The organism is Streptomyces cyanogenus (genome assembly GCF_017526105.1).
Lineage (GTDB): Bacteria > Actinomycetota > Actinomycetes > Streptomycetales > Streptomycetaceae > Streptomyces > Streptomyces cyanogenus.
In genome coordinates, this window is record NZ_CP071839.1 from 203,921 (window position 1) to 229,246 (window position 25,326).

At 68.4% G+C, this 25,326-nt stretch carries 21 protein-coding genes and 8 pseudogenes; 14 read left to right on the forward strand and 15 right to left on the reverse strand.

Annotated elements, in window-relative coordinates; genetic code table 11:
• Positions 1 to 35: 35 nt before the first annotated feature.
• Positions 36 to 785, reverse strand: coding sequence for a TetR/AcrR family transcriptional regulator (locus S1361_RS00865; RefSeq protein ID WP_208029946.1), 750 nt, complete (start codon positions 783 to 785; stop codon positions 36 to 38).
• A gap of 104 nt (positions 786 to 889) precedes the next feature.
• Here S1361_RS00865 and S1361_RS00870 point away from each other — a divergent pair, with 104 nt between their 5' ends.
• Both S1361_RS00870 and S1361_RS40490 read left to right on the forward strand, forming a co-directional pair.
• Positions 890 to 1,771 (forward strand): NmrA/HSCARG family protein, encoded by an 882-nt coding sequence (locus S1361_RS00870; RefSeq protein ID WP_208029947.1) that lies wholly within the window; start codon positions 890 to 892, stop codon positions 1,769 to 1,771.
• A 163-nt stretch (positions 1,772 to 1,934) separates the two neighbouring features.
• A pseudogene (locus tag S1361_RS40490) lies at positions 1,935 to 2,254 on the forward strand (IS701 family transposase); the annotation flags it as partial.
• 87 nt (positions 2,255 to 2,341) lie between these two features.
• Here the strand turns inward: S1361_RS40490 and S1361_RS00875 are convergent.
• Positions 2,342 to 2,893, reverse strand: coding sequence for a hypothetical protein (locus S1361_RS00875; RefSeq protein WP_243769009.1), 552 nt, complete (start codon positions 2,891 to 2,893; stop codon positions 2,342 to 2,344).
• A 237-nt stretch (positions 2,894 to 3,130) separates the two neighbouring features.
• Here S1361_RS00875 and S1361_RS38810 point away from each other — a divergent pair.
• Positions 3,131 to 3,791 (forward strand): annotated as a pseudogene (locus S1361_RS38810) (IS5 family transposase); the annotation flags it as partial.
• Between the two features lie 31 nt (positions 3,792 to 3,822).
• Here S1361_RS38810 and S1361_RS00890 read toward each other — a convergent pair.
• The gene (locus tag S1361_RS00890; protein WP_208029951.1) at positions 3,823 to 4,209 is read right to left on the reverse strand and encodes a hypothetical protein; all 387 of its coding nucleotides are present in this window, start codon (positions 4,207 to 4,209) and stop codon (positions 3,823 to 3,825) included.
• A 235-nt stretch (positions 4,210 to 4,444) separates the two neighbouring features.
• Here S1361_RS00890 and S1361_RS00895 point away from each other — a divergent pair.
• Positions 4,445 to 4,917: pseudogene (locus S1361_RS00895) on the forward strand (IS5 family transposase); the annotation flags it as partial.
• A gap of 717 nt (positions 4,918 to 5,634) precedes the next feature.
• Here the strand turns inward: S1361_RS00895 and S1361_RS00900 are convergent.
• A complete protein-coding gene (locus S1361_RS00900) occupies positions 5,635 to 5,952 on the reverse strand; it encodes a putative quinol monooxygenase (RefSeq protein WP_208029952.1) in 318 nt (105 codons plus the stop codon).
• A 103-nt stretch (positions 5,953 to 6,055) separates the two neighbouring features.
• Here S1361_RS00900 and S1361_RS00905 point away from each other — a divergent pair, with 103 nt between their 5' ends.
• Together S1361_RS00905 and S1361_RS00910 are read left to right on the forward strand one after the other, a co-directional pair.
• Positions 6,056 to 7,045 (forward strand): GlxA family transcriptional regulator, encoded by a 990-nt coding sequence (locus tag S1361_RS00905; protein ID WP_243769010.1) that lies wholly within the window; start codon positions 6,056 to 6,058, stop codon positions 7,043 to 7,045.
• A gap of 130 nt (positions 7,046 to 7,175) precedes the next feature.
• Positions 7,176 to 7,690 (forward strand): annotated as a pseudogene (locus S1361_RS00910) (transposase); the annotation flags it as partial.
• A gap of 792 nt (positions 7,691 to 8,482) precedes the next feature.
• Here the strand turns inward: S1361_RS00910 and S1361_RS00915 are convergent.
• From S1361_RS00915 to S1361_RS40180, 6 genes and pseudogenes are all read right to left on the reverse strand, one after another.
• A complete protein-coding gene (locus S1361_RS00915) occupies positions 8,483 to 8,866 on the reverse strand; it encodes a hypothetical protein (RefSeq protein ID WP_208029953.1) in 384 nt (127 codons plus the stop codon).
• Positions 8,867 to 9,606: 740 nt separating this feature from the next.
• Complete coding sequence (locus S1361_RS00920) at positions 9,607 to 10,002, reverse strand: hypothetical protein (RefSeq protein ID WP_208029954.1); 396 nt, start codon at positions 10,000 to 10,002, stop codon at positions 9,607 to 9,609.
• A 39-nt stretch (positions 10,003 to 10,041) separates the two neighbouring features.
• A pseudogene (locus tag S1361_RS00925) lies at positions 10,042 to 10,343 on the reverse strand (hypothetical protein).
• A gap of 491 nt (positions 10,344 to 10,834) precedes the next feature.
• Positions 10,835 to 11,143: a hypothetical protein gene (locus tag S1361_RS00930; RefSeq protein ID WP_208029955.1), complete on the reverse strand. Its 309-nt coding sequence runs from the start codon at positions 11,141 to 11,143 to the stop codon at positions 10,835 to 10,837.
• Between the two features lie 73 nt (positions 11,144 to 11,216).
• Positions 11,217 to 11,528, reverse strand: a complete 312-nt coding sequence (locus S1361_RS38815) for a hypothetical protein (protein ID WP_243769011.1) — start codon at positions 11,526 to 11,528, stop codon at positions 11,217 to 11,219.
• A gap of 373 nt (positions 11,529 to 11,901) precedes the next feature.
• Positions 11,902 to 12,183 (reverse strand): type 2 periplasmic-binding domain-containing protein, encoded by a 282-nt coding sequence (locus S1361_RS40180; RefSeq protein WP_425087958.1) that lies wholly within the window; start codon positions 12,181 to 12,183, stop codon positions 11,902 to 11,904.
• 174 nt (positions 12,184 to 12,357) lie between these two features.
• Here S1361_RS40180 and S1361_RS00940 point away from each other — a divergent pair.
• The 5 genes and pseudogenes from S1361_RS00940 to S1361_RS00960 all read left to right on the forward strand — a co-directional run.
• A pseudogene (locus S1361_RS00940) lies at positions 12,358 to 12,774 on the forward strand (helix-turn-helix domain-containing protein); the annotation flags it as partial.
• A 470-nt stretch (positions 12,775 to 13,244) separates the two neighbouring features.
• A complete protein-coding gene (locus S1361_RS00945) occupies positions 13,245 to 13,676 on the forward strand; it encodes a hypothetical protein (protein WP_208029956.1) in 432 nt (143 codons plus the stop codon).
• Positions 13,670 to 13,921 carry a helix-turn-helix transcriptional regulator gene (locus S1361_RS00950; RefSeq protein WP_208029957.1) on the forward strand — a complete coding sequence of 84 codons (252 nt, stop codon included), beginning with the start codon at positions 13,670 to 13,672 and terminating at the stop codon, positions 13,919 to 13,921. The genes S1361_RS00945 and S1361_RS00950 overlap by 7 nt, the downstream gene beginning before the upstream one ends.
• The gene (locus S1361_RS00955) at positions 13,918 to 14,892 is read left to right on the forward strand and encodes an NAD(P)-dependent alcohol dehydrogenase (protein ID WP_208029958.1); all 975 of its coding nucleotides are present in this window, start codon (positions 13,918 to 13,920) and stop codon (positions 14,890 to 14,892) included. Before S1361_RS00950 ends, S1361_RS00955 begins: the two co-directional genes overlap by 4 nt.
• A 59-nt stretch (positions 14,893 to 14,951) precedes the next feature.
• Positions 14,952 to 15,452, forward strand: coding sequence for a GNAT family N-acetyltransferase (locus S1361_RS00960; protein ID WP_208029959.1), 501 nt, complete (start codon positions 14,952 to 14,954; stop codon positions 15,450 to 15,452).
• A gap of 806 nt (positions 15,453 to 16,258) precedes the next feature.
• On the opposite strand, the gene S1361_RS00965 is transcribed toward S1361_RS00960, so the two are convergent.
• The gene (locus tag S1361_RS00965; protein ID WP_208029960.1) at positions 16,259 to 16,636 is read right to left on the reverse strand and encodes a YybH family protein; all 378 of its coding nucleotides are present in this window, start codon (positions 16,634 to 16,636) and stop codon (positions 16,259 to 16,261) included.
• 543 nt (positions 16,637 to 17,179) lie between these two features.
• Positions 17,180 to 18,262, reverse strand: a complete 1,083-nt coding sequence (locus tag S1361_RS00970) for a GlxA family transcriptional regulator (RefSeq protein WP_208029961.1) — start codon at positions 18,260 to 18,262, stop codon at positions 17,180 to 17,182.
• 129 nt (positions 18,263 to 18,391) lie between these two features.
• On the opposite strand from S1361_RS00970, the gene S1361_RS00975 reads away from it, so the two are divergent.
• Both S1361_RS00975 and S1361_RS00980 read left to right on the forward strand, forming a co-directional pair.
• Entirely contained in the window at positions 18,392 to 19,177 is a 786-nt protein-coding gene (locus tag S1361_RS00975) for a dienelactone hydrolase family protein (RefSeq protein WP_208029962.1), read from the forward strand.
• A 645-nt stretch (positions 19,178 to 19,822) separates the two neighbouring features.
• A pseudogene (locus S1361_RS00980) lies at positions 19,823 to 20,692 on the forward strand (NAD(P)/FAD-dependent oxidoreductase); the annotation flags it as partial.
• A 698-nt stretch (positions 20,693 to 21,390) separates the two neighbouring features.
• On the opposite strand, the gene S1361_RS00985 reads toward S1361_RS00980, so the two are convergent.
• The gene (locus S1361_RS00985) at positions 21,391 to 22,437 is read right to left on the reverse strand and encodes a M4 family metallopeptidase (RefSeq protein WP_208029963.1); all 1,047 of its coding nucleotides are present in this window, start codon (positions 22,435 to 22,437) and stop codon (positions 21,391 to 21,393) included.
• A gap of 120 nt (positions 22,438 to 22,557) precedes the next feature.
• Positions 22,558 to 22,929: a hypothetical protein gene (locus tag S1361_RS00990; protein WP_208036966.1), complete on the reverse strand. Its 372-nt coding sequence runs from the start codon at positions 22,927 to 22,929 to the stop codon at positions 22,558 to 22,560.
• Between the two features lie 108 nt (positions 22,930 to 23,037).
• Between S1361_RS00990 and S1361_RS00995 the strand changes: the two are divergent.
• Positions 23,038 to 23,392: pseudogene (locus tag S1361_RS00995) on the forward strand (ADP-ribosylglycohydrolase family protein); the annotation flags it as partial.
• Between the two features lie 173 nt (positions 23,393 to 23,565).
• On the opposite strand, the gene S1361_RS01000 reads toward S1361_RS00995, so the two are convergent.
• Positions 23,566 to 25,299 carry a serine/threonine-protein kinase gene (locus tag S1361_RS01000; protein ID WP_208029964.1) on the reverse strand — a complete coding sequence of 578 codons (1,734 nt, stop codon included), beginning with the start codon at positions 25,297 to 25,299 and terminating at the stop codon, positions 23,566 to 23,568.
• Between the last annotated feature and the right edge of the window lie 27 nt (positions 25,300 to 25,326).

Genomic DNA, 25,326 nt, shown 5'->3' on the forward strand with positions numbered 1-25,326 from the left:
CCCAGACGTGAAGATCACGATCTACAGCTGGAATATCAGGAAAGCGTTGCCGTGCCGAGGCGGCGGCGATGTGCTCGCTGTCGGCAGGTCGCTCCGCAGTAGCGCGCAGGGCGGCCAGTGGACCGGGCCTCGAGCCGGGCCCCGCATTCCTCGCACCGCGGCGCTGGGTGAAGCGTGCCGGGCGTGTCACGAAAGCCCCGCCCTTGCGTGACGAATGAGGGAGCCCGCAGGCTCTCCAGTGCCAGCCGCACCATGCGGGCGCCGCCGTTCCGGTCGTGGTGGGCGGCCCGTATCGCCGCGCACCCGACGGTGAGGGCTGCGACATCGTCCGCGTTCACGTCGGTACGGACGCCGCCGGCTTCCTGGGCTGCGCGGAGCAGTTGGTCAAGTGCCTGGCGGAACCGTCGCGCCGACGCGGCCAGGCTCGGCCGTGGCCAGCTCGTTTGCCTGGTCAAGGCGTCGCATGCGTGCTTGCGCCCGTGGGACGTGTCGACGACCGCCAGTAGGAAGCCGAAGAATGCCGCAGCAGGGTCAGTGCGGGCCGCCCACTGTCGAGCGGTCTCCGCCAGGTCGTCGAGCTGCTGGACGAGTACGGCCTCCAGCAGGATCTCCTTGCTGGGGAAGTGCCGGTGCACGGTGCCGGCGCCCACCCCCGCCTGCCGTGCGATCGCGTCGAGCGAGACGTTCAGGCCGTGCTCGTCGAACGCCTGCGAAGCGGCGGCGAGCACCTTCGTGCGGTTACGGCGGGCATCAGCCCGGCTCGCGCTCTGGGGAACTGCGGTCATGTCACGTAATCCCTTGTTCGTGCCACTCAACCGGGTGGAGCATTCCACATCGCCCCCGGGTCCGACCCGACTTGCCCGCCGACCATCCCGGGGCGGAGGATGACATGACCACTGACCGCTTGGTTGTCGTCACCGGTGCGACCGGCCGGCAGGGCGGAGCCACCGCACACCGGCTCCTGGCGGCCGGGAGACCGGTGCGCGCGCTCGTGCGGGACATGACCTCACCCGCCGCCAAATCACTTGAGACCGCGGGAGCGGAGCTCGTGCGCGGCGACTTCGACGACCCGTCGAGTCTGCCCGCTGCGCTGGAGGGAGCGGCGGCACTGTTCGCCGTAGCGCCCGTGGTGTTCGGACCGGCTGGCTCCGACGTGCAGCGGGAGTTCGCCCGTGGCCGTGCGCTGATCGATGCTGCGGCCGCGGTGGGAGTCGAGCACGTCGTGTTCACGGGGCTCGCGTCCACGCCGGGTCGCCCGGGTGGCTCCGAGGGAAAGAAGCGCATCGAGGACTACTTGCGTGAGCGGATCCGGTCGGTGACCGTGTTGCGTCCGGTGCGGTTCATGTCGAACTATCTTGGTTCGACGCCCATCGGTCTCGACGGCATCATCCATGGTGTGCACCGGCACATCTTCCCGCCAGACGAACCTGTCCAGATCATCGCGGTGGAGGACATCGCCGAGTTCGCCGCGCTGGCCTTCGACCAGCCTGAGCGGTTCGCGGGACGGAGTCTGGAACTGGCCGGGGACGCCCCCACCCCGGCCGAGGCTGTCGCCGCCATCAGCGAGGCCACCGGTGCCCCCATTCGCTACGAGCAGATCACCCACGCCGAGGCAACCGCACTCAACCCCGAGATCGCCCAGGTGCGGGAACGTTGGGCAGCCGGATCGCGCTGGCACGCCGACATCGAGGCGCTGCGCATCATCCATCCCGGACTGCGTACGCTCGCGGACTGGCTCGCCGGATCCGGCGCCATCCTGCTGCGGAAGTGACTCCTCGAAACCGCCTACGACTCCAACTGTTGGTCGTGATCTCGTTGGTGGGTCCGTGGACGGGTACGGCCACCGTTGATCATCGTAAGTTCAGGCGTTCGAGGTGGCCATGAGGCGGATCGTGGGCAGGCCGCTTCGCCGGGTACGAACCCCGCGCGTGGGATGGGCGGTTGGTACTGGGTCTGCTGTCGGACCTGCCGTGCAAGGATTGCTGACCCGCCGCAAGCGCACCATCGGTGAACTCCGCCTACTCCCGCTGCTGCTCACCCGCCACGGCGCCACTGGCCACGCTCGTGCGCATCGCCGGGTAGAGGCGACCGTCCAGGCCGGAAAGGGCCGGGCCGGACTGGACGAGTACGAAGTTCGCCGCTTCACCTCGTGGTGGGGCGCCCTGGCATGCTCGCCCACGCCTTCCTCACCGTCGTCCGCACCGACGTACACACCCGCCGTCCCACCCCGGACGAGCTGATCCCGCTCACATGCATCCGAGGCCAGGCCAGCCACTACTCCATGGAAGAGCCGTACTCTACTCGGTTCTTACTACCCCGGGCGCTGACGCGCTATATGGGCCTACGGCGCTCTATGGAGTGTGCGGTTGCGGGCCAGCGGTGCGAGACCGGCCATGAGGCCGACGGCCGCGAGCGGGATCAGGTCGAGGTTGACCGTGATCAGGGCGAAGGACACGAACACGAGCGCCGGGCTCCACACGGGCAGCCGCCTGGGCCGTGCGGCTGCCAGCATGATCAGCAGTGTGAGCATGCCGAGCTGGAAGGCGAGTGGGCCTGCCAACTTCAGAAGGTCGGGCAGCGGGGCCGAGTCGGCCAAGCCAGAGAACAGATCGCCGAGAATAGCCCAGACGAAGCAACCTGCGCCGGATGCTCCGGCGACCATGGCGGTACTGGCGGCGGTTCGCATCCGGACGGTGGCCGCGGGAACGAGGCGGCGCAGCTCCACGACGAAGGCGCCGAACAGGAGGAAGGCGGCGAGGAAGAAGGTGTGCCCGAGGTCCCAGGCCGCCCCCGGGCCGCGGTCGCCGTCCATGCCGTCGATCAGGCGAAGCACGCCGTAGCACAGCAGCAGGAAAGGGATGAGGACGGAGAGCAGTCGGGTTGTACGTGCCATTGAGGTCATGCCCATACGGTCCCAATCCGGTCCGGCTGTGGGGTATCCGGATGATCCCCTAGCGCACCCGGAGGGCTGCCTTAGGGGTCACTGAGATCGAACTCGTGATGTCGTGTTCTTGTTCAGGTGGGTCTGATGGTCAGGCCGGTCTCGGTGAGGCAGCCGTCTATGAGTTCGCTGCAGTACTGGATGTGTTGTAGGCCGCGTCGGATGCGCTGGACGACGTGTTCCGGAGTCCTGATCAGGTGGGCCATCGACGACACGTGGGAGAAGGTTTTCACCGCCGTCCTCGCGACAGCGGATGCCGTCGACGACATCGGTTGGACCGTGTCGGTCGACTCCACCGTCGTCAGGGCCCACCAGCACGCCGCCGGAGCACTCAATAGGGGGCTGAGGGCCGCAACGAGCCGGACGATGATGTCGGACGCTCCCGCGGCGGGCTGAGCACCAAATATACCTGGCCGCAGACGGCCATGCCCGAGCCCTCGCCATCACCGTCACTGCAGGTCAGGCCAGTGACGCGCCCGTCTCCGAGACGGTCATGAACTGCATCCGGGTGCCGAGAACCGGCCCTGGCCGGCTCCGGACCCGTCCCAACCATGGTCCTGGCCGACCGCGCTACTCATCCCGCGCGATCCGCGGCCGCCTGCGCCGCCGGCAGATCCGCGCGGTCATCCCACAGCCGTCCGACCAGATCGGCACCGTCTGCGGGCGGGGCCGCCGGGGTGGGCGCCCACCCCGCTTCGACGCAGGTGCCTGCAAGCAGCCCAACACCGTCGAGCGGTCCATCAACCGTCTCAAACAGTGGCGCGGCCTGGCCACACGAACCGACAAACTCGCGATCGCCTACCAGGCCGCACACCACCTCGCCGCCATCCTCATCTGGGCACGACGCTGACCAAAGGCTCGAACCCTGACGACCCGCCCTCTCACGAGCAAGCGATATACAGCACCGTGCCCACTGCGATGCATGCCAGCCCCGGCACCCAGAACAGCTTCACACCCAACCATTCATCGCCGAGTTCGATGTCCGCGAGCCTCCCCGTCCTGGCACGCTTGGGCTTCCTCCGGTCGTACACCACTGGAACGGCGTCACCCACAGGCCCGCGCGGCGCTACTCCCACCTCAATGAAGTTCACCGGGCGCACACCGCCGGGCAGTTGGATCTCATGGAAGACACGATGCCCGCTGCTGATCCACTCCTGACGCCAGGAGACCGCCTCCCCCTCCACTCCGTACCGCTGCAGCTTCCACAGCTTCACGAACTCGAGCAGCCCACCTGAATTCAGGAAGCAGAGCAACGCACCGAGTGCCACGAGTACGATCCCTGACCCGCCCAGAACAGCTCTCATCAACCCCCCTCTGGCGAAACGGCCTTCATCTTTATCATGGCTACGTCAAGGTTGTCGGTGAGCCTTTTCCAAGCCGGCGGTGCTAACCGTGTGCTGGACACGCATGCGCGACGACGAAGCTCCTGGTAGACGGGTTCTCGACCAAGATCACCCGTGTCTGCCAGGAGCTGCGTGTGCTGGCGCCGTTGCTGCCGCAGCGAGCCTTAAAAGGGGGCAGCTCACGGGCCTGCCGCCGGTCTCTCGGGGCCGGGCCGGCTCCAAGCACCACCTGATCACCGACGGGCACGGCTTCCCGCTCGCGGTCCTGCTGACCGGCGGCAACTGCAACGACGTCACCCAACTGCTACCGCTGCTCGACGCCGTCCCACCGGTCCGCGGCCGGGTCGGCCGGCCCCGCCCCAGACCCGACTCGCTCTTCGCCGACCGCGCTGCGACCACGACATCTACCGCGACCAGGTCCGCGCCCGAGGCATCGTCCCGGCGATCGCCCGCCGCGGGACCCGGCATGGCACCGGCCTGGGCACTTACCGCTGGGTGATCGAGCGGATCTTCGCCTGGCTCCACGGCTTCCGCCGCCTACGCATCCACTGGGAACGCAGGACCGACATGCACGAAGCGTTCCTCAAACTCGCCTGCTGCCTCATCACCCACCGAATCGGCTCATTGTGTTAGCCGTTGTAAGGCGGCTTGCTGTAAGTTCCGCTGTGGCTGCGGCTCTCGCTGTGACTGCTGCTGCCCGACCACTCGCCAACTGGATTGCCTTGGCTGGTCTGACCGGTGCCGTGCTCCCAGGCATTCGGAGACTCAGCACCGCTCGCGGCGTCGTCGGAAGCAGAAGACTGCTCCCCGGACTACCCATTGTCCAGTGGACGTGGCTCCGGACTGGAGCTGTTACCTCACCAGAACTCTCACTGCTGGGATACCCGGGCCTGCTTAAAGTCCCTTTGGCCGACGTCCGAATTCTCATCCGGGGACGCCGAGGACGCCTCGGCAGAGTCTGGCCCGGAAGCGGCCTGGTCGCTACTGAAGGGCGGCGCGGAAGTGTGGGAGTCGCCGGATGCACGTGCGGATGTGGCTGAGAGGCCGAGCGCAGCGAGGGCAAGCAGCGGAATCGCCGCGAGACGCGCACCCGCAGGACCGATCGGGGTGGACCGTACGCCCCTGGCATGTCGGTGCCTGTTCGTTGACATAGGGGGATCACTCTTTGCCGGAGGACTCAGCTGTGGTGGGAGTTGCACAGGCTGGAAGTGCGCGGCGGAGGGAGCCGGGCAGGTGGCAAGGTCCGATGGATCCGACGTAGTCCCGCCATGCAGGGTGCCTGGCGCGCACAGCGGCCCGGTGCGGTCGCTGAATCAGCGGCCACACCGGGCGGGGACTGATGCGCCGGTGTCAGACGCGAGTGGCTGTCGGGAGCTTCGCAGCGAGGACGTCCACCGGCTGGATGTCCGGCGCCTCCGCAAGCAGACGCGCCCCCTGACCGAGGAGCGCTTGAGCGATCTCGCCTTCGAGGTGAGCCTGCCGGGCCTCCTCGGTCCCGAAGGCGTCGAAGATGCCGAACGTGGTGGGGCCCATCCGGAAGGCGAACCAGGTCAGGGTGCCTTCTTCCGCCTCCGCCAGGGCCAACGCCCCGGTGAGCAGGTCGTGGACGTCCTGGGCGTGGTCGGGCTTGGCTTCAATGCGGGCCAGCAGGCCAAGGGTGGGAAGCACGAGGAACGAACTCCTTGGTGGTTGTTGTGATGTGCTCCCAACTTAGAAATCTCTCGCACGCCTCCCCAGTGGCGGATCCGACAGATCCGCTAGCGTTTCCGTCATGAAGGTTGCCGTGCTGGTCTTGGATGACGTGTTCGACTCAGGGCTGACGTCAGTGCTTGATGTGCTGCAGACGGCCAACGAACTGCGCACAGAGCTGCCACATCCTCCACCACCGTGGGACGTTGACCTCGTCGGCGTCCGTGAGGCCCCCGTACGCACCGGCGCAGGGCTCGTCGTCCAGACCACCGCAGCCGACCGATGCGGCGCTTCCCTGCCGGATGTGCTGGTGGTACCCGGTATCACCCACAAGCAGCCTGAGCCACTGCTGACGTGGACGGCGGCTGAGGCGCAGCAGCCCGCGCGTGAGCTGCTGTGCCGCTACCGCGCCGAAGACGTTCCCGTCGCAGCGGCGTGCACCGCGACATTCCTGCTCGCCGAAAGCGGCATCCTCAACGACCTTCAGGCAACGACCAGCTGGTGGCTCGCTCCCTACTTTCGGCGCCGCTACCCCCAGGTACGCCTGGATGACACGCACATGCTCATCCGCGCCGAGGGCGTCACCACCGCAGGTGCCGCCTTCGCGCACCTCGACCTGGCCCTCGCCCTCGTCCAACAGCGCAGCCCGGCCCTGGCGGAGCTCACCGCCCGCTACCTGGTGATCGACTCCCGGCCCACACAGTCCGCCTATGCCATCCCCAGCCACCTGGCACGCACAGATCCACTCGTCGACGCCTTCGAACGCTGGCTGCGTACCCACCTCGATCAGCCGCTGAGCATCGCCGACACCGCACGCGCCCTGGGCAGCAGCGAACGTACCCTGCAGCGCGCATGCGACCGAGTCCTCGGCATCTCCCCTGTCCAGTTCGCCCAGGAAATCCGGCTCGAGCAAGCCATCCACCTCCTGCGCACCACTGAACTGTCCACCGAAGCAGTGGCTCGCCGTGTCGGCTACCACAACGCCACGACGCTGACCACCCTGCTCCGCCGCCGCCACACCAGCCCCGGCCGGCTCCGCCGCCCGGCCGCCTCACTCACATCAGAACCGTAAAAGCAGCTGCGCACGATGGAGAACGACCGGCGCTCCCCACTCGCCGCGCTGGCGAAGCAGGCCACCCCGGCCTGACCCGGGCCGCTGCACGTCGAAGCCACCTCTCCCCCGCATTCGGTGGGCGGGGCGGCGTCGGCGTGGTCAACTACGGCGTCCCGGCCTGGAACGCGTCCTGGGCCCGCGCCTGGACCACCCCGCCGTGACCTGGCTGCTGGAACGCTACGGATCCCCCGGGCGCCATGCCGAAAGCCGGACGCCACAAGCTGGTTCAGGTGATCCGGTCGAAAGCCCCACGCCTGGACCAGAGGCTGATCGACGAGGCCTTCGATGCGCTCGACGAGCAGACCGTCGTGGTCCCGGGCACCGGCCCCTCGACCTTGTGATCCGTCCCTGGCCCGCTCGCTCGCCGCCGTCCACGAACAGCGACACGCTCTAGAAGCGCAGATCGGACAGCTGTTGGAGGTTCACCCTCTTCCCGCGATCCTGACCTAGATTTCGGGGGGCGCGGTCAGCACCGCCGCCACCTCGCTGGTCACCATCGGCGATGCAACCAGCTTCCCCACCGCTGCCCACCTGGCCTCCTACGCCGGCCTTGCCCCGACGACCAAATCGTCGGGGACCTCAATCCGCGGCGAATACGCGCCATGAGGCGGCAACCGGCAACTGAAACGCGCGATGTTTGGCCGGAACACGAATTACGAGACTGAGACAGCGTCACTTCTCATGCACCAACGCCCCCGACCAGCAACAGCCCACGGAAGTCACGCGTCCAGAATAGTGACCCCAAACCCCTCAACCACTGACAAGCAGCAACAGGTTGGCCCCGGCCGTCACTGCCCCAAGGATGATCACGCCTTTCACCGTATATGGGACTGGCCGAGTGTGCCGCCATCGGTGTGCGCTGCCGCGCTGCCACAAGTGCCCTGACCTGGACGAACGTGAGATTCACTCTGAAGGCGGTTTTCAGCGGCCACCCCGCAGTGGAAGCTCGCGGAGCCAAGCCAGAGCAAAGGAGAGGCAGAACACGTGGCCTACCAGCACAGGCGAGTCACAGCGGTGTTCGGCACCGCGGTGGCTGCCGCAGCTTTCTTCTGCAGCGCGCCCTCAGCACACGCTCAATCGGTTCCCGGGGGCACGATCCCGAAGGTCCCGCTCTCGCCTGGGGACCCGATCCGCCCGAAGGGCGTGACATTCTTCCCGCCGGGTCCAGTCATCCCGAAGGTCCCGCTCGTGTTCTACCCGCCGGGCCCAGTCATCCCGAAGCTCCCGTTCTTCCCGCCGGGCCCGATCCGCCCGGGCGGAACCAGCGGCGGAGGTGGCAGCGGCAGCGATGGCGGCGGATCCGGCGGCGGAATTGGCGATACCGATTAGGGCTTGTCCAGCCGGTCATGCGGCAGAGGCAGATGGAGACGGCGCTCTTGCCTGTTTGCTGAGGGGTTACAGCGGCGCCAACTCCACCCTGCCTGTCAACCGGCCACCCACTTGATCGGCGAGCCAGTGGACGCGGGCGATCTGGTCTGCGTTCCGGTCCCGGGCGTAAACGTGGACGGCGTGATCCTGGGACGGTTCGTCCTGGTAGAGGTCCCGGGAATTGACGGTCAGCGTGAGGTAGGCGTACTTCTGCGAGATCTCCTCCAGCCCGGCTTCGGGAACCGCAGGCCATGCGTCCAGATCCCATCGGACAGCCGCGGGATCCGGACCCAGAGCGGCGATGAAGGGCTCAGCGCGGTCCAGCGGATGCCCCCAGTCGAACACTCGGACCGGCAGACAGTCTGCCGGGTTGTCGCCGGCCTCCGACGAGCCATGCTTCTTGCCGGCCAACGCCCACCATTGGAGGTCGGGCAGTACGTGACGTACTTGCTTCAGGGCATCCGGCGACCTGATCACGGCTTCGAAGCGACCTCTCCCTGGCCGACGTCTGCGATGCCCAGCAAGGTACGCACCGCACGTATGGCTTCAGGCAGGTCAGCGGTTGTGAGGACAGCAGCCGCAGAAGCCGAGTGCCTCACGGCCCGAGGAACGCAAGAACCCCCGGCCGGTCAGGGAAGCGAACTTCCTCGCCTCAAACGGCTGGAAGACTTCGAGTTCGACAAAGAACGACGCCCCAGTCAGCGCCGGTCACCAACTTCCTAGGCCCCAAACCAGACACCCCCGGCCGGACGGTCAGGGGCGTCGCGCTTCCTGGAGGAGTACACAGGCCTTCGTCATGGGCCGCTACGTAGGCGACCGTCGTGGGGAACGCTGTCCCCTTCACCACCAAGGCCTCGCGAGAGCCACGACCGCCCAGCCCCGCAACCGCGACCAAGCAGCTTCCTCATCCCTCCCGCTTCCGGCTTACAACGGCTAACACAGTGAGGTGGGGTGGTGCCGTGGGCCGTGTCCCGCGCGGTGGGTTGTGCCGTTGCCGGTGTATGGGGCATCGCCGTGGATCGTGGCGGATGTGTTGTGGGTACGGATCGAGCCGCTGCTGCTGAGGCGGGAGCGCAGGTTCCGGCATCCGGGCCGGGAGCCTTGCCGGATCGGCAGGTGCTTGTCCAGCAGGCTGCAACGCTACTCAGGGGTCACGAGCATGCTTCGCCACCCATCCGTTCCATCCACTCGCGCACGGTTACTGCTCGCTCGATGCGGCTGACGATGTCCTTCTTGGAGGCCGTGTCCAGGGTCTCCGGGATCCTGTCGAAGGTGTCGGGAAGGACGTCGAGCAGACCCCAGATCTGTTCGCCAGTGCTGACGGTCAGCAGCTGCTGGCACCTCCACTGCAGCGGCATATCGAGACGGTGCGTGAGCCGCTGCACGAGCGTCGGGAACAGGTAGTGCGTCGCCTCTGCGGCGAGGTGCTCTCGGAGCCAGTCGACCGGGAGCCGCTGGCTGAAGCCGTGCATGGCGGCCTCCTGAGCCAGGTCCAGGAGCTGAGCGGTGTCGACGGCTCGGACGGTGCGGGGAAGGGGCGGGGTCATGCTGAGATGATGCCAAGAAGCTTCCGCAGAGCCGAGAGGTCAGCTGGGCTGGGGTGCGAGCTGCCGACGGGCAGCTCGCCAGATTTCCTCGAACTCCTCGGAGGTGAGTTGTTCGGGTCGTGGCCCACCCATGCCGATACGGGCAGCTCGGCCGTGATCCCGAACCTGGTGTCGTACTCATCGAGGCGGCCCGCTTCGTGGGCCTGCTGCCATTCGGCGAGGGAGGCGGCTGCGATCGGTGTCAGCCCAGGCCCTTGGAGTTCGACTTGCCTGGTCACCCAGCCATCCTCATCGACCTCGAAGTAGAACCAGACGTCTTCCTCGTCCCAGTAGCAGCGCATCCATGTGGTCACTGGCCCATGATGAGGGCTTCTATCCGTGCCCGGGCGGACAGGATGCGGTTGCTGACTTCGGCCCAGCCCATTTCCAGGCTGTGCACAAGGGTGGGAGCTCCTGCTCGGGCGTTCGCGGTGGCGACACCGAGGGCAGCCCGTGGCCGCGGACCCTGTCGGCTACATACACCGCCTCAAGCTCGACGAGCGACTTGACTGCCGCATGCACAACTGTCGGCCCGCTCCCCTCTCTGCCAGCCACTCGACCGGCGGGGCCGCGTGGCCGAGGCCGACCACCAGCCTCGTTGGGCGGGCGAGCAGCAGGGTTGGGGTGCTGTAGTGGCTCGGCATCTGCCAGCCGGTGCTCACCCAGTCGGTGATCGCACCGAGGTCGTCCGAGGCCAGGAGCAGCATTTCTTCGCTTGTGCGGCCGCCGGACAAGCGCACGGCGCCGTCCACCCTGGAAGGGGGCGGGCGGCGCCGTGCGTCGAGCTGGTGAGTTAGCCGGGGAACGGCTTGCTCTGGTTGTCCTCGGCCTTGATGCAGGCGTCGAGCTTCCGCTGGAGGGCGGCCGCGTCGCTGAGCGCCTTCCTGGCCGCCTCGGGCTCGCCCAGCTGCTTCAGCTTCGCGGCCTTCTCCTTGAGGGCGGCGATCTGCTGGCGCATCTGGCTCCTGTTGCACGTGATGGTGGCCTTGGCCAGCACCGCCCCCGAGTGGGCCGACCCGGCGGCGTGGGCCGGCACTGAGGCGAAGAGAAGACCGCCGGCGATGGCCGCGGAGACGGCCAGGGCGGAGAAGCGCTTGGTCATGAGTGTGTCCCCCAGATGGTGCTTGGGTGGCTTGAATTGGTCGGACTGGATCCTACTAGAGCTTGTTGACCCGTCAGTAACCGACCCCCACCCCACCTCCACCCCCCAGTCGGCCGGCCGGCTCGGCAGCGTCCCCGCGGTAGTGCAGCGTGCGCGTCCCCAGGCGTGGGGCGGCGTCACTGTCGTCGGTTCTGTCGTCGACGAAGAGCGTACGGCCGCGAGCGGGCCATCCAGCGGCTGCAAGAGCAGCTTCGTACGCGCTGTGCTGGCGCTTGTCTGCCGCGATCCTGGCGGAGTAGAACGTGCGGGACATCGGGGTGGCGCACCACTCGGTGTCATCGAGGACCGAGGCCAGCGGGAGCAGGGCGTTGGACAGTAGCGTCATGGGGACACCGACTGCGTGCGCACGGTGCAGGACCTCGACGACTGCCGGCTCGTGCGGTCCACATCTGGGTGTCGGCCGTGCGCAGGGCGGCCAGGAGCTCGCTTCTGGGGGCCGCTTCCCGTCCGCCGCGCACGAGGTCGTGCCAGAGCGGCACGTTTGTTCCAGAAGGCCCGTCTGAGGATGTCGGTGTGCGTGGCGGGCCGGCCGGCCAGGACCGCGAGTCGCAACCACATGTTGGGGGTCGGCTGCGGGCCGAGTACTCCGTTGTTAGGCAGAGGGTGGAGTCGACGAAGCGGGACTGGCCCCGGGTTGCGTGGATGCTGCCGAGAGACCACTGGACTGTTGACATCCCTTGATCAGGTCGCCTACGCACTCATCGGGCTGTGAGCCCTCCTAGCGACTGCGCGCTGTCCATGGCACCGGACAAGAGCGTGACCAGCTCGTCAACGAGTGGGAGGGCGCCGGATCGGCTGACGACGAGGAGCTCCCGGTAGAGCGGCGCGCCCCCGAGTGCCAGGACCACCGTCTCCACGCCGGCCCCCTCGGGTCCTGGGCCGAGGAGTGTAGCCGGTATCAGGCCCACCGCGAGTCCGGCCCGGATCATGGCGAGCATGCTGTGTAGGTCCTCGTTCTCCAGCGTCACCGGCGGCGCGATCCCGGGCTATCCGGCCCAGCGGAGCGGCAGACGCCAGTCGGGGTTGTGCGTGTGGGCCGCTAGCACGCGGAGCCGTCCGCGTGCGCGATCGACGCCCTCCACCAGCGTCCGGCCGCCTACCAGGGCAGGAGGCGGCGAAGAGGACCGTGGGCCGCAAGCGGAGCATCGTCACCGACACCCTTGGCTCTCCATCTGATCGCCGTCCGCCATGGCCCGGCCGCCGCCGCGCGCGTGGCCCGCCAGATGGTCGTCTACACCCGCCGCAACGGCCACGAGCAGCAGGCGAGCGCGATGCTGCGGCACCGCGCGCACGTGAACGACGCGGTCCACCGCGCCCGGAACCTGATCGACTCCCGCTTCACCGAGCACCTGGGCCCGGCCGATCTCGCCTCTGCAGTCGGCGTCAGCGAACGCACACTGACTCGCCGCTTCACGGAGTCGACGGGCCTGACCCCGTTGCGCTACCAGCAACTGCTGCGCGTCGAGCGGGCCGAACACCTCATCGGCCAGGGCGCGACAGTCGAATCGGCGGCCCGCTCGGTCGGCTTCCAGGGCGCGCGAATGCTCCGGTGGCTCAGATCCCGCGGCTGAGCCCCCGGGTTGGGCCGGTGGTGTATGCCGGGGCCGGCGGGCGGGTTCCAGGTCTCTCTGTTCGGCAGGCCGCCGAGGGCTTCGACGAAGGACGTCAGAGGGCGGGCGAACAGGGCCCGGGCGCGGGCCACGCCGACGTGAACGCCGAGCGGCGGCGGTGCACCTGGTCGGTCAGGGCGCGTCCCCCTCCGTGCGGACCAGCAGGGCCCGGCGTCCGTCCGCGTGACCGGTCTCCCGCCGCCCGGCTGCGACGGGCTTTGCGCGGGGTCGGCGGTGTGGCAGCGGCCATCGACGATCCCGGCTTCCAGTCCGGTTCGAAGGCACCCTCAGTGGCGATGGGGGGAGGCCGGGTTGGTCAGCGCTTGTCGGCCCAACCGCTGCCCCCTCCCTGCGATGTACAGAAAACTTGACATCATGTCGCCGCTGCTTGACACTGCCCGTGTCAAGCTTTCTTTACATCGGGAGCGGCAGTGGCATTCGAAGAGAGACGTGCCTGGATCATGGTCCTGGTCACCATCGCGTCCTACGCGGCGTACCTGGGCTTCGTCCTCGGGCGGCACGAAGGAGCGGCGCCGCTGGCGCAGACGTCCTATGCGTCTGCGCTGCTGTGGACCGTCGGTGCGGCGATCGTCACGCAGATCGCGCTGAACATCACGGTGGCGATCGTGTCTCCCGAGGGCGCGAACACCCGGGATCAGCGCGACCGGGAGATCCACCGCTTCGGCATGTACGTCGGGCAGTCGTTCATCGTGATCGGCGGTGTTGCCGGACTCGTCCTCGCGATGGTCCGTGCCGATCAGTTCTGGATCGCCAACGCCATCTACCTGGCGTTCGTCCTGTCGGCGATCCTGTCGTCCACGGCGAAGATCGCCGCCTACCGGCTGGGCTTCCACCCGTGGTGAGGCCGACGAGGGTCACCAATGCGATCCGCGCGCTGCGCTTCGCCCACGGCGAGATGACCCAGGCCGAACTCGCCCGCCGCATCGGCGTGACCCGCCAGACGGTCATCGCCATCGAGCAGGGCCGTTATTCGCCCACCCTGGAGATGGCCTTCCAGATCGCCCGCGTGTTCGGCGTCCCGCTCGACGAGGTGTTCCAGTACCCCGCAACCGATGAAACCGGCGAAATCGAGGGAGAGAGCAAGTGAAGGCCATCGTCCAAGACGCCTATGGACCGCCCGAGGACCTGCGTGTCGAAGAGATCGCACAGCCGGAGCCCGGCAGCGGCGAGGTGCTCATCCAGGTCCGGGCGGCATCCGTAGACCCGGGCGTCTGGCATCTCACCACGGGCCAGCCGTACCTGCTGCGCGCCCTCGGTTTCGGGCTGCGGGCGCCCAAGGCACGCGTCCGGGGCATGGATGTCGCAGGACGGGTCAAGGCCGTCGGCCCGGACGTCACGCGCTTCCAGCCGGGTGACGAGGTGTACGGCACCTGCGACGGGTCGTTCGCCGAGTACGCCTGCGCCACACAGGACAGGCTCGCCCACAAGCCCGCCACCGCCGACTTCGAGCAGGCGGCCGTCGTCCCGGTTTCCGGCTGCACAGCCCTCCAGGCACTGCGCGACGTCGGGCGGCTGAGGTCCGGGCAGAGCGTCCTCGTCATCGGCGCGGGGGGCGGGGTGGGCACCTTCGCGGTGCAACTGGCCAAGGCCCTCGGGGCCGCCCACGTCACCGGTGTCTGCAGCGGCGCCACAGCGGAGCTGGTCCGCTCCCTCGGCGCCGACGAGGTGGTCGACTACACACTTCAGGAGCCCACCGACGGCACCGCCCGCTACGATCTCGTCCTCGACATCGCCGGCAACCGCCCCCTGGCCCGGCTCCGCCGCGTCCTCAGCCCCGGCGGGACGCTGGTCATGGTCGGCGGTGAGGACGGCGGGAAGTGGTTCGGCGGCATGGGCCGGCTCCTGCGAGCGCTGCTGCTGTCTCCGTTCACCGGACAGCGCCTCCGCGGCTTCTTCTCCACGCAGAGCCACGACGACCTGCGGCTCCTCGCGGAGCTCATCGAGGCGGGCGCGATCACCCCCGTGATCGACCGGACCTACCCGCTGGTCCACGTCCCCGAGGCCATCGGCTACCTGAGGAGCGGCCGTGCGCGCGGGAAAATAGCCGTCAGCGTCTGAGAGTGAGATTCGCTCAAAGCGGGTGCCCGGCCGACGCCATGACTCCGAGAGGGAACGACATGCCAGTGTTGCGACAGGCCCGCGTCTCCGACCACGGCACGATCGTCGCATGTGTGCAGCAGTGGTGGGGGGACTCACGTACCCCCGCGCAGGCTCGCGAGCTGTCACTGCTGCTCCCCAAGCTGTTCCTGCAGTTTTTCTCCGGCACCAGCCTGGTCCTGGAGGACGAAGCCGGCATCAGGGCTTTCCTCATCGGTTTTCACGCCGCAGACAACGACGAAGAGGCGTACATCCACTTCGTGGGAGTGGATCCCGAGCTTCGTGGGCAGGGGGCTGCTCGGCGTCTGTACACGACCTTCTTCCAGCATGCCGCCGAAGCCGGCCGCACAGAGGTGCGTGCGATTACCTCGCCGGGAAACACTGGCTCCATCGCCTTTCACCGCGCTATGGGATTCACCCTCGAAAGCGGGGACCGAGAGGTCGATGGTCTGCCCCTGCACAATGACTACGACGGTCGTGGGCACGACCGGGTCTGCTTCTACAAGAAGTTGGCCCTCTGATCCGCAATCACCACTTCGCCACACGAAGCACCGACGCGTATATAGGGGTCAGTTGCTGGGACTTCCCACAACGGCGCACACGTCGCGCCCCTGGCGGATCCACGAGATCGCCGGTGACACCTTGCCGTCGAGCAGGGGCACAAGCCACTGTCAGTGCTGATCAAGACCGGACAGCGAGGCGACTCGCTGCAGTTCGAGCCAGTCCTCGAGGCGATCCGGGTGCCCCGGATCGGACCTTGGCGTACGCCTCCCGCGGCAACCGGGCCTACCTACAAAGACGCGGTATCAAGGCGACCATTCCGGTCCCTGTGGACCGGGTCCGCAACCGCCAGAAACTCGGCTCCCCGGGCGGTCGCCGCCGAAGTTCGACAAGACCCGACATGCCGCCGTTGGAGTGTGCACGACGAGCTCGCCTCCCATATGCGACCGCTCGGCTCCGGCGTCCTCGGGTACGGCCGGGTCGAGCCGCGACTTCGCGATGTGATGATCCACCGGACCTGCGCACTCTGCGGTGCGGAGCCTGAGTGGGGGTACACGCCGCCGGTTTCGCCAAGCCACTCGGCTTCACCGACGCCCAGCTCTTCTCGGCTCTCCACGGCAGCGCCGAAGATCCGGTGTGTTCGCAGGACAAGGCGCCAATCTTCCGCCTTGCCGACGAGCTCTACGCGACAAGTCCTAGCGGGGAGAAACGGCACGGCGCGCCATCACTGTCACCTGGACTCGTCTCTATGCCTGACCAGCGAAGACGAAACCATCCTCACATCCGGAAAGCCGACAGCTGCCCATTTCATGACCTTGGAGCAAGTTCAGCGGGCTCCGGCCGGATTGGTGTCCTCGCCAAGGTAGGTGCCGAATCCCTCGATGACCAGCGGGCCGTCGAAGATGAGCACTTCGTTGACCAAGCCGCCCTTCTGGTTGCGGTAATTGATGACCAGGCAGTTCACGCCGACGTAGCTGCCAAGTACCTCGAATCGCAGGTCGGGGATACGCCGCAGGCCCTCTGCCCAGTAGGCGCGCAGTGCGTTCTTGCCTCGGATGACCCCGTCACCGCCGAGCAGTTGCGCGGCCACTGGCGACCGGAACGAAACGTCCTCGGCGTAGTGCGTCAGCACAGCCTCGAGTTCGTGCGCGTTCCACGCCGTTACCCAGGAGTCGACGAACTGCCGCGCGGTCGCATGATCCATGGGCGCATTATGCCAGGCCGCCCCAGGACCGGGGCGGTCCACTCAGCGGGCGCCAGTTCCGTCGGAGCGGTGGGCAAGCCCGTCGCCGTCGAACTGCTCTGCGATCACGCCGTGATGCGAGGAAAGTCGCAGTCCACAGCATGCAAGGCCGACCATCGCGAGCTCCTCAAGCAGTGCGGGCAATCGCCGACCTTCCCGGCACCTCCGTGATCTACAGACTCTGTGCACGGACATCGTCCGGCTTACTACGGAGGACATCAATCTCACCAATCGAGCCTGCCAGCGGGCCTCGGAGTGCAAGTCCCTGAACAAAAACTCGCCGCCGCCCGCGACAACGTCTGCTTTGCCAACAAGCGCATCGCCGACCTCGAAGTCCAGCTCGCCCAGCAGAGTCACGACACACCATGTGCGGGGCTGCCCTCCCCAAGACGATCACACTCGGCGGCCACCACGCGGCATACCTCGCCCAGCTGCTTCGCGAGGTGGAGCGATCCAGCCGAGTTGGACCCCTTCCCGCGCCTCGCACCACCGTACTCGCTGTAATCAAGAGGGGCGGGCTGGGCGACGGGAGTGGGAGCTGGAGGACATGAACCGGGTCTGTCCGGGTTCTGGGAGATCAGGGCCGCGTGCGGCGTTGCGGTCTGCTTCGCGGACAGGCCGGCGGAACGTGGCGCGGTAGTCCCGCGGGCGCTGGCCGGTGTACCGGGCGAAGATGGCGCTGAAGGTGCTCGTGTCCGTGTACCCGAGGTCGGCGGCGATGTGTGCGATGGTCCTGTCGGTGGTCTCCAGCAGATGACGGGCCCGGCGGACCCGAGCGGATTGCAGGTAGGCGAGCGGGGTCTGACCTGCTTCCTCGCCGAAGCGGCGGAGCATGGTGCGGGTGCTGACGTGGAACGTTTCGGCGAGGGCGGACAGGTCGTAGCGAGTTCCGAGGTTCTGGTCGAGCCATCGTTTGACGCCGAGTGAGAACTCACGGCCGACGGCGGGCATGAGCTCCAGGTCGACGTAGGGAGTCTGGGTGGAGCGTGCGTCGTCGACGAGCGCGATGCGTGCGGTGCTGCGGGCGACGCGGGAGCCGTCGTGCTCACGGATCAACTGGAGTGCGAAGTCGTACATGGCACTGAAGGCGGCCGTGGTCGTCACACCGCGATCGGTGACCACCAGATGCTCGGGGCGCACCTTCACATTGACGTACCGACGGGCGAACTGATCCGCGAACAGCCAGGACGTCGTCGCCTCGCGCCCGTCGAGCAGGCCGGTCTCGGCGACGAGGAAGGCGCCGACACAGATCGACACGACGGCGGTTCCGGAGGCGGCCTGCGACCGGATCGCCGCCACTTCGGGCCTCAGGTTCGCGAGCGTGGCGTCGAGATCGAGCCTGGGCGAGAACTCGAAACCCGGCACGATCAGGACATCGACGGGCCGCAACGCCGAGACCTCGATGGCCGAGCCGCCGGAGGCAACCACCCGTCGCCGGGGCGAGACGACGGACACCTCGTGGGGCGGTCGGTCCAACCCGTGCGCCGCCGCGATGTGATCGGCCATGGCCAGCAGATCGGGGATCCCGAACACCTCCGAGGCGAAGCAGCCGGGATACGCCAGCACACCCAGGCGCAGTGGGTTCATGATTCCTCCGACTCCCCGCGAAGGTGGCGATATCGCCGTGCTTTGTGGCGATGTCGCCGCTTCTCGTGGGAGCAGTGTCGCACCACACTCTCGAACATGACAACGATGCGAGCACGGCGCGACGACCCCTTGGACGACTTCTACCGGAGAGCTGTCAGCGTCGATGACGTCAGCAAGACCGTGTACGTTGCCGGGACAGGACCCGGCGTCATCCTGATGCCCGAGATGCCGGGCATCAGCCCCGACGTCGCGCGGTTGGCACGCTGGATACGCGACGCCGGCTTCTGCGTCCACCTGCCCTCCCTCTTCGGCGTCGACGGTGCCTACCCGACGACCGAGGCAGGCGAGGCCGTCGTCCGGCGGGCATGCGTCAGCGCCGAGTTCCGTGCGTTCGCCGGGGGCGGCACCAGTCCCGTCGTGGCGTGGCTGCGCGGCCTCGCGCGGATCGCGCACGCGGAGTGCGGTGGGCCGGGCGTCGGCGCGGTCGGGCTGTGCTTCACCGGCAACTTCGCGTTGACCATGGCACTCGAACCGGCCGTCATCGCCCCCGTCGTCAATCATCCCTCGCTGCCGCTCGACGACCCCGGAGGGCTGGAGATCGCAGACGAGGACGCAGTTGCCCTCGCCGAACGCATCGAACGAGACGGATTGAAGGTGCTCGGCTACCGCTTCGACAACGACAGGTGGTGCACGGGCCAGCGGTTCGCGGCCTACCAAGCACTACTCGGCGACGCGTTCGACGGCCGCGTTCTTCCCGGAGATGCAGCGAACACGAACCCTCCGCCCTTCTTCCGCGACGTCGTCGGGAGCGCCCACAGCGTCGTCACGGCACATCTCGTGGACGAGCAGGGTCACCCGACGGTACGTGCCCGTGATGAGATCATCGCTTTCCTCACGGAGCAGCTCAGACGATGAGGCGCGAGCCACGCCGGAACACTCTGCCGGAGCCGGCCTGACCAGCCCGCAGGCCGGGCGTCGGCCGCCGTCGCCCATGCACTGCACCGATGTCCCCGCCGACATGGCCGACCTGGACTTCGCCCACACCGACGCCGCACGGCTGACCACAACCGGTCGAGCGCGCCTGCTGGCCCGGTTCACCCGGGCGAGGGCGCTGCCGGGCGGTTTCGGCGATGACGTGGGTGTCACCTGCGTCGGTCTTGTCCGCACCCGGCAGGCCCCGGACATGCGGCTGAGCGTGCGGCTGGGCAGGGCGGAGGACGTGCCCGGCATGTTTACGGCCCAGTGGAACTCACGGCCAGGCTCAGGGTCCGAGCGCCGTCAGGATTGCCGAGTCGTCGTTGTCGATCTTCTTCGCCCAGAGGGTCACCCGCCTCGTCGACCACCGCCGCCCGGTAGTGGCACATGCCAGCGTCGGCGTCAGCCCAGAACTGGGCCACCCCGCCGTCATTTACGCGGACAGCAGGCCGCAGAAGGCGCGACACCCCCATCAGCAGCAGCGCCCTGGAGAACCGAACGGCCACTTCTTCGGAGCCACATCGGGCAAGCCGCCCTCAGCCACATCCGGCCCTCCCAGGCCGCGGGACAACTTAAGGAGACACCCTGACTGAGAGCACCAATGTGGTCGTGATAGGCGGCGGATACGCCGGCGTCATGGCGGCCAATCGCTTGACGCAGCGCGACGACGTGACAGTGACTCTGATCAACCCACGCCCGGTCTTCGTCGAGCGGATCCGCCTGCACCAACTGGTGGCCGGATCCGACGACGCGCTGGTCGACTACACACAAGTCCTGGGCAGCGGCATCCGGCTGGTGGTCGGCACAGTGGCACGGATCGACGTGTCCGAGCGCAGCGTGACGTTGGCGACCGGGGGCACGGTCGGCTACGACTACCTGGTCTACGCAGTGGGCAGTGGCAGCGCCGCCCCGCGTGTGCGGGGAGCGGCCGAGTTCGCCTACCTGATCGCCAGCCTGGAGGAGGCGGAGCGGCTGCGGCCAGTCGTCGACGCAGCGCCAGCTGCGGCAGCGATGACGGTTGTCGGAGCCGGTCCGACCGGCATCGAGACCGCCGCCGAACTGGCGGAGAAGGGCCACGCCGTGACCCTGATCTGCGGCGAGGTACTCGGCCCCTACCTTCACCCTAGAGGTCGGCGCTCGGTTGCCAAGCGGCTGGGCAAACTCGGTGTGGCCGTACTCGAAGGCCCCGACGCCAAGGTGACGGCTGTGACTCGCGATGTCGTGCAGCTCAGTGGCGGCCGCGAACTGCCGAGCAAGGTGACCATCTGGACCGCCGGATTCGGCGTGCCGGACCTGGCCGGCCGCAGCGGGCTGAGCACCGACGCCTTGGGCCGACTGCTCACGGACGAGACGTTGACCAGCGTGGACGACGTGCGCATCGTCGCGGCCGGTGATTCGGCGGCACCGTCGGACCTGCCGTTTCGGATGAGCTGCCAGGCCGCACTTCCTCTGGGCGTGGTTCGGAGCTGAACGTCAGGGGCGTCGGAATGCGCATCGCCGGGCTAGGCGAACCTCCTGTCAGCGAGCTGTCTGTGAGGGCGGAAGGTGCGGCGGCACGCCTGGGGCTGACACCGATGGTGGCGTGGAGGTGCCGGCGCGGGGAGGCGCCTGTGCCGGATCCGGGGCCGGTGGGCGAACAGGTCGATCGGCCAGTCGGTGTTCTCCAGGAAGTGGGGTGCTGCAGCCGTCCTTACGAAACCGCGACATAGCCGCCGCTCCTCTTCTGCGTAGGCCACGAGAGCGGCCATCGTTGTCTCTGCACCCCAGAGGACAGCAGCATGATCCGCGGGGCTGCATGTGCGTGCCCCGTCAACCCGGCGGGCACCGCCGCGGTGTCAGGGAAGCGGCACACCGCGGCGGGGTGTCCGGGGCGCTCAGGCACCCCGGACACCCGGCATCCTCAACTGACCTACAGTTTCGGCGCGGACAGGGAGGCCGTCGCCCCTCAATACCGGGTAACAGGCCAATCTACGACGCGAAGACACCTCCCGGTAGGCCGCCCGCACCGCCCAGGACGAAAACGACCAGGTCGGCGCTCTGCCCGCCGACGCCTCGGCAGGTCCTTCTCCTGGCCGTGCAGCCAAGCGTCTCCGGCCTTGCGCCGGCTGCGCGCTACGCAGGCGGCGGATCTGCGGCCTCCGGGACGTCGTGAGTCAGGCGACGCCGGGGATGGCCCGGGCCTGGAACGCGGCGCGCACCGCGTCGGCCGCGCTCTTTCCGTACATCTTCTGCGCCGTCGCGACCGTCGTGTTCGCGGCCGCCGCGAAACTGGTGTCGGGGGCGAAGCCGAACTGGGCGTTGACAATGATCCGGTCGGCGACGCGCGCGCCGAGGGCGGTACGGATGTCGAACAGCGCGCGGGACCAGATCTCACCGTCCGCATGGACCTCGCCGACCCGGTCCGCGTACGTCTTGTCGGAGTCGATCCGGCGCAGACAGTGCGGGGCCTCGCTGTACGTGACGGAGTCCCAGTCGGCGACGCAGGCGACGTCGGCCTTCAGCGGCCAGCCGTAGCGTGCGGCGGCGTGCTCTCCGACGGCGACGGCGAGATAGTCGCCGAAGGCCTCGCCGATGGAGCCGGCCTCCAGAGAGGTACCGAAGCCGGGTACTTGGGCGTGGTGCACGGCGTGACCGTACTCGTGCACGACGACCTCGGCGTCCTCGGCGTCGTCCACACCGCCCTTGCCGAAGCGGATCTCCGCCTTCTTGTCGGTGAAGAACGAGTTGTCGGCGCCCCATTGGTTGATACGAACCGGCTGGACCCGGTCGTTGGCGCCGGGCAGTTCGCTGCCGAAGCCGAGACCCTGCAGGTACTCCTGCGCCTCGTTGACCCAGAAGTACGCCATGACCTGCTCGAACTGGTCGTCGTGCCGGTCGTACGAGGCGGCGTCGGCAACCCGCGCAGAGGCCCCGGTGTCGGAACGGACCGAGACCCAGCGGCCGGAGAGGCCGCCGCTGCTGTCCAGATTGCGCAGCGCGACGGTCGCGTAGGCGGTGGCGGGAACCGCGTCGGCGGCGTCCTTGGCATCGGTGAGGCTCTGGTTGCCCGACGACTGGACAGGGTTGACCATGAAGACACGGCCCTGCGGGCCGGGCACGGCGGGGGCGGTCACCGTGGCGGAGGCCGAGGCAGCCGTCATGAGCACGGCCACGGTGGCGATGGCCCCGGCGAGCAGACCGCGGGGTGTGCGGTGAGCCATGTACGTCCTCCCCTTGCGGATGGCGTGAATGCGGTGGTGCCGTATGGGCGTGATCTTCGCGCACCACGCGGCTCTTGAACAGATCCATGACCAAGACCACCGCGATGCACAGCACCCGGATCATGCGCGGAAGCGGGAGAGCCAGGTGCCTGGTGATCGGGGTGGGGATGTCGGGCTTGGCGTTCGGCGATGGTGGCGCGCGCTGTCGTCGTCGCACAGGTGCGGGTGGGTCTCGCGTGGGGCGTCCCACCCGGAGGGCGCGATGGCATTCCACCGTTCGTCGGCGCAGCGGGTGCCGCAGTGGACGCACACCAGGCGGCGGGCCTCCCGCTCGACCCTCTTCTGCCCGGCCGCGCGGCGCAGATGCTCCTTGTATGCGCGCTCGCGGGCTTCGTACTCGGCCTGCCGGCGGGCGTTGTGGGCTTCGCGGCGGGGGTTGCCGATCACATCGAGGAGCGTCTGGTTGTGCGGCCGGCCGAAGCGCCGGAACATCGCCGTGGCCGATCCGTGCTCCTTCACACCCGCGGCGCCCAGCTCGGCGAACGCGCCACCCTCACCTGGATCCCGGGCGGCAGCCCCTCGCGCAGCTGCCGGCGGACCCTGGCTCTTGTCCATCCCGACCACCGGGGCCGCTACGCCACCGTTCTCGCGCTGGACTGACACCCAGATCAGGCAAACGAGTTCAACGGTGCCGTCTGGGCTCCGCCGCACGACCAACAGCTGCGAAGACGCAATTCGCGCGGCGATCGACCTCGGCGGCGACACAGGCACCGTCGCCGCGGTGACCGGAGGACTCGCGGGGGCACACTACGGGCTGGATGCAATCCCCGCCCACTGGACCCAGCCGCTCCACGTCCCCCTCCCCGGATTCGACGGACAGGTGCTGCGCCTGAAGCCGAGCACCGGGATGCCCGCTCCGAGGGTGTCGCGACGGAGCAGCTCGGCGACGTGGTGATTATGTCAGGCGTGTCCGAACTGCATGGTATGGAGGGTGAGAAGCAGGGCGTCGAAGCCGAAGAGGGAGCCGGGCGCGAGTCCGACGTGTGATCAGGAGAGGTAGTCAACCGCCGGACGACTCCTCCCGCACGCCGCCGACCGACATCCCGGCGACCGATCGCACCCGGCCGGTCAGTCCTGGGCCGGCAGGACCTGAGTCACCTTGCCCTTCAGGTCGGCGTTCAGATGGCCACTGACATGTTCGTCGGCGAAATAGACGGCCAGTCCCCGGGGCGTGCCGAAGGTGTCGTCGGCGGGGCGGACCAGGAGATAACGCAGCGTCGGCTGCTCCACGTTGAGGTCCTTCTCCGCCCGCTTCAGCAAGGAAGGGAGGACGTCCCAGTCGAAGTCGTCCAGGTCGAACGGGCGTTCACCCCCGATGATCGCGCCGCTGATGATGCCCTTCTTGACACCTTCGACCGGGCGGTAGGTGTAGCTGTCGTACTTGGTGTCGCTTCCCTTGACCATGATGTCCGCGGACACGTATCCCGGATAGACAGTGAAGTCGCACGCGCGGTCCCTGCCGGTCGCGGCCTTGATCTCCTTCACCGCCGTCCGGATGCCGTCTGGGGTGAGCAGATCGGTCTTCGTCTCCGCCTGCGAGGCCGGCGCCGACCGGGACGGTCCCGACGCTTCGGGGGTGGGGTCCTTCTTCCTGGTCGAGGAGGAACCGGGTTGATCGGCTGCTTTCCCGTCGCCGTTGTCGCCTCCGTCCGGCAGCAGCGTCCACACCAGGACTCCCGCCAGCACGGTGCCGACGACGGAGGAGGCGATGGTGATGCGGCTCCTCGCACGGCTGCCCGGGCGCGGCGTCATCGAGCGTGTGGGACCCGTCGGATAGGGCGTCGGCGGGGCGACGGGCCGGCGCACGGCGTCGTACGGGCCTGCCGGCCGGAAGCCGGTCGGCGGCCCGAAGTCCGTCGGGGGTCCGAACCCGGAGGGCGTGGGTGCCGGGTCCGGTGGAGGCGCCAACCGGTACGAGGTGGCCTGGCCCCCTCCGCCGGGAACACCGGGAGCGGAGTCGGGGCTGCCGGCCGCCTCCGCGAGCATCCGTTCCGCTGTCTCCGCGTCCGCCCGGCCGACCGGGTCCTTGACAAGCACGGCGTTCAGGAAGCCGGCCAGCACCCCGGCCCGGTGAGGGGGTGGCAGCTCCTCGCTGAGGAGGGCCGCGAGCGTCGCGAGGGTGGTGCCCCTGCGCAGCGGGTGGTGGCCTTCGACGGCGACGTACAGCATCATCGCCAGTGACCACAGGTCGGAGCCCGGGCCGCCCTCGCCGCCGGAGATGCGCTCGGGGGCCATGTAGTCGGGCGTGCCGATGATGGACCCGGTCGCGGTCAGGACGGTCGACTCCCTGATGGCCGCGATGCCGAAGTCGGTGAGCACAGGACGCCCGTCGGGCCTCATCAGCACGTTCGCGGGTTTCACGTCCCGGTGCTGGACGCCGACCTCGTGCGCGGCCCGCAGGGCGGCCAGCACCTCGCGGCCGATCCGGGCGGCCTCGGCGGGCGCCAGCGGGCCCTTGTCCAGCCGGTCCTGCAGTGACCCTCCGGTCACCAACTCCATGACAAGCCACGGGTACGTGTACTCGCCGCCATCCACGACGTGGTGGATGGTGACCACATTGGGGTGGTCGACCCGGGCCAGTGCCCGTGCCTCGCGCAGCACCCGGGCCCGCAGCATCGCCGCAGCATCCGGATCGTACTCGGCGAGACCCGGATCGGACGGCCGTACTTCCTTGAGTGCGACCGCTCGGTCGAGGACGAGATCGCGGGCCCGCCACACCAGACCCATGCCGCCGCCACCGAGTCGCGCCTGCAGTTCGAAGCGCCCGTCAATAACCCGTCTGCCGGATTCCCCGTCGTTCATGGCCGGGAGCCTACGGGATGTCGGTGA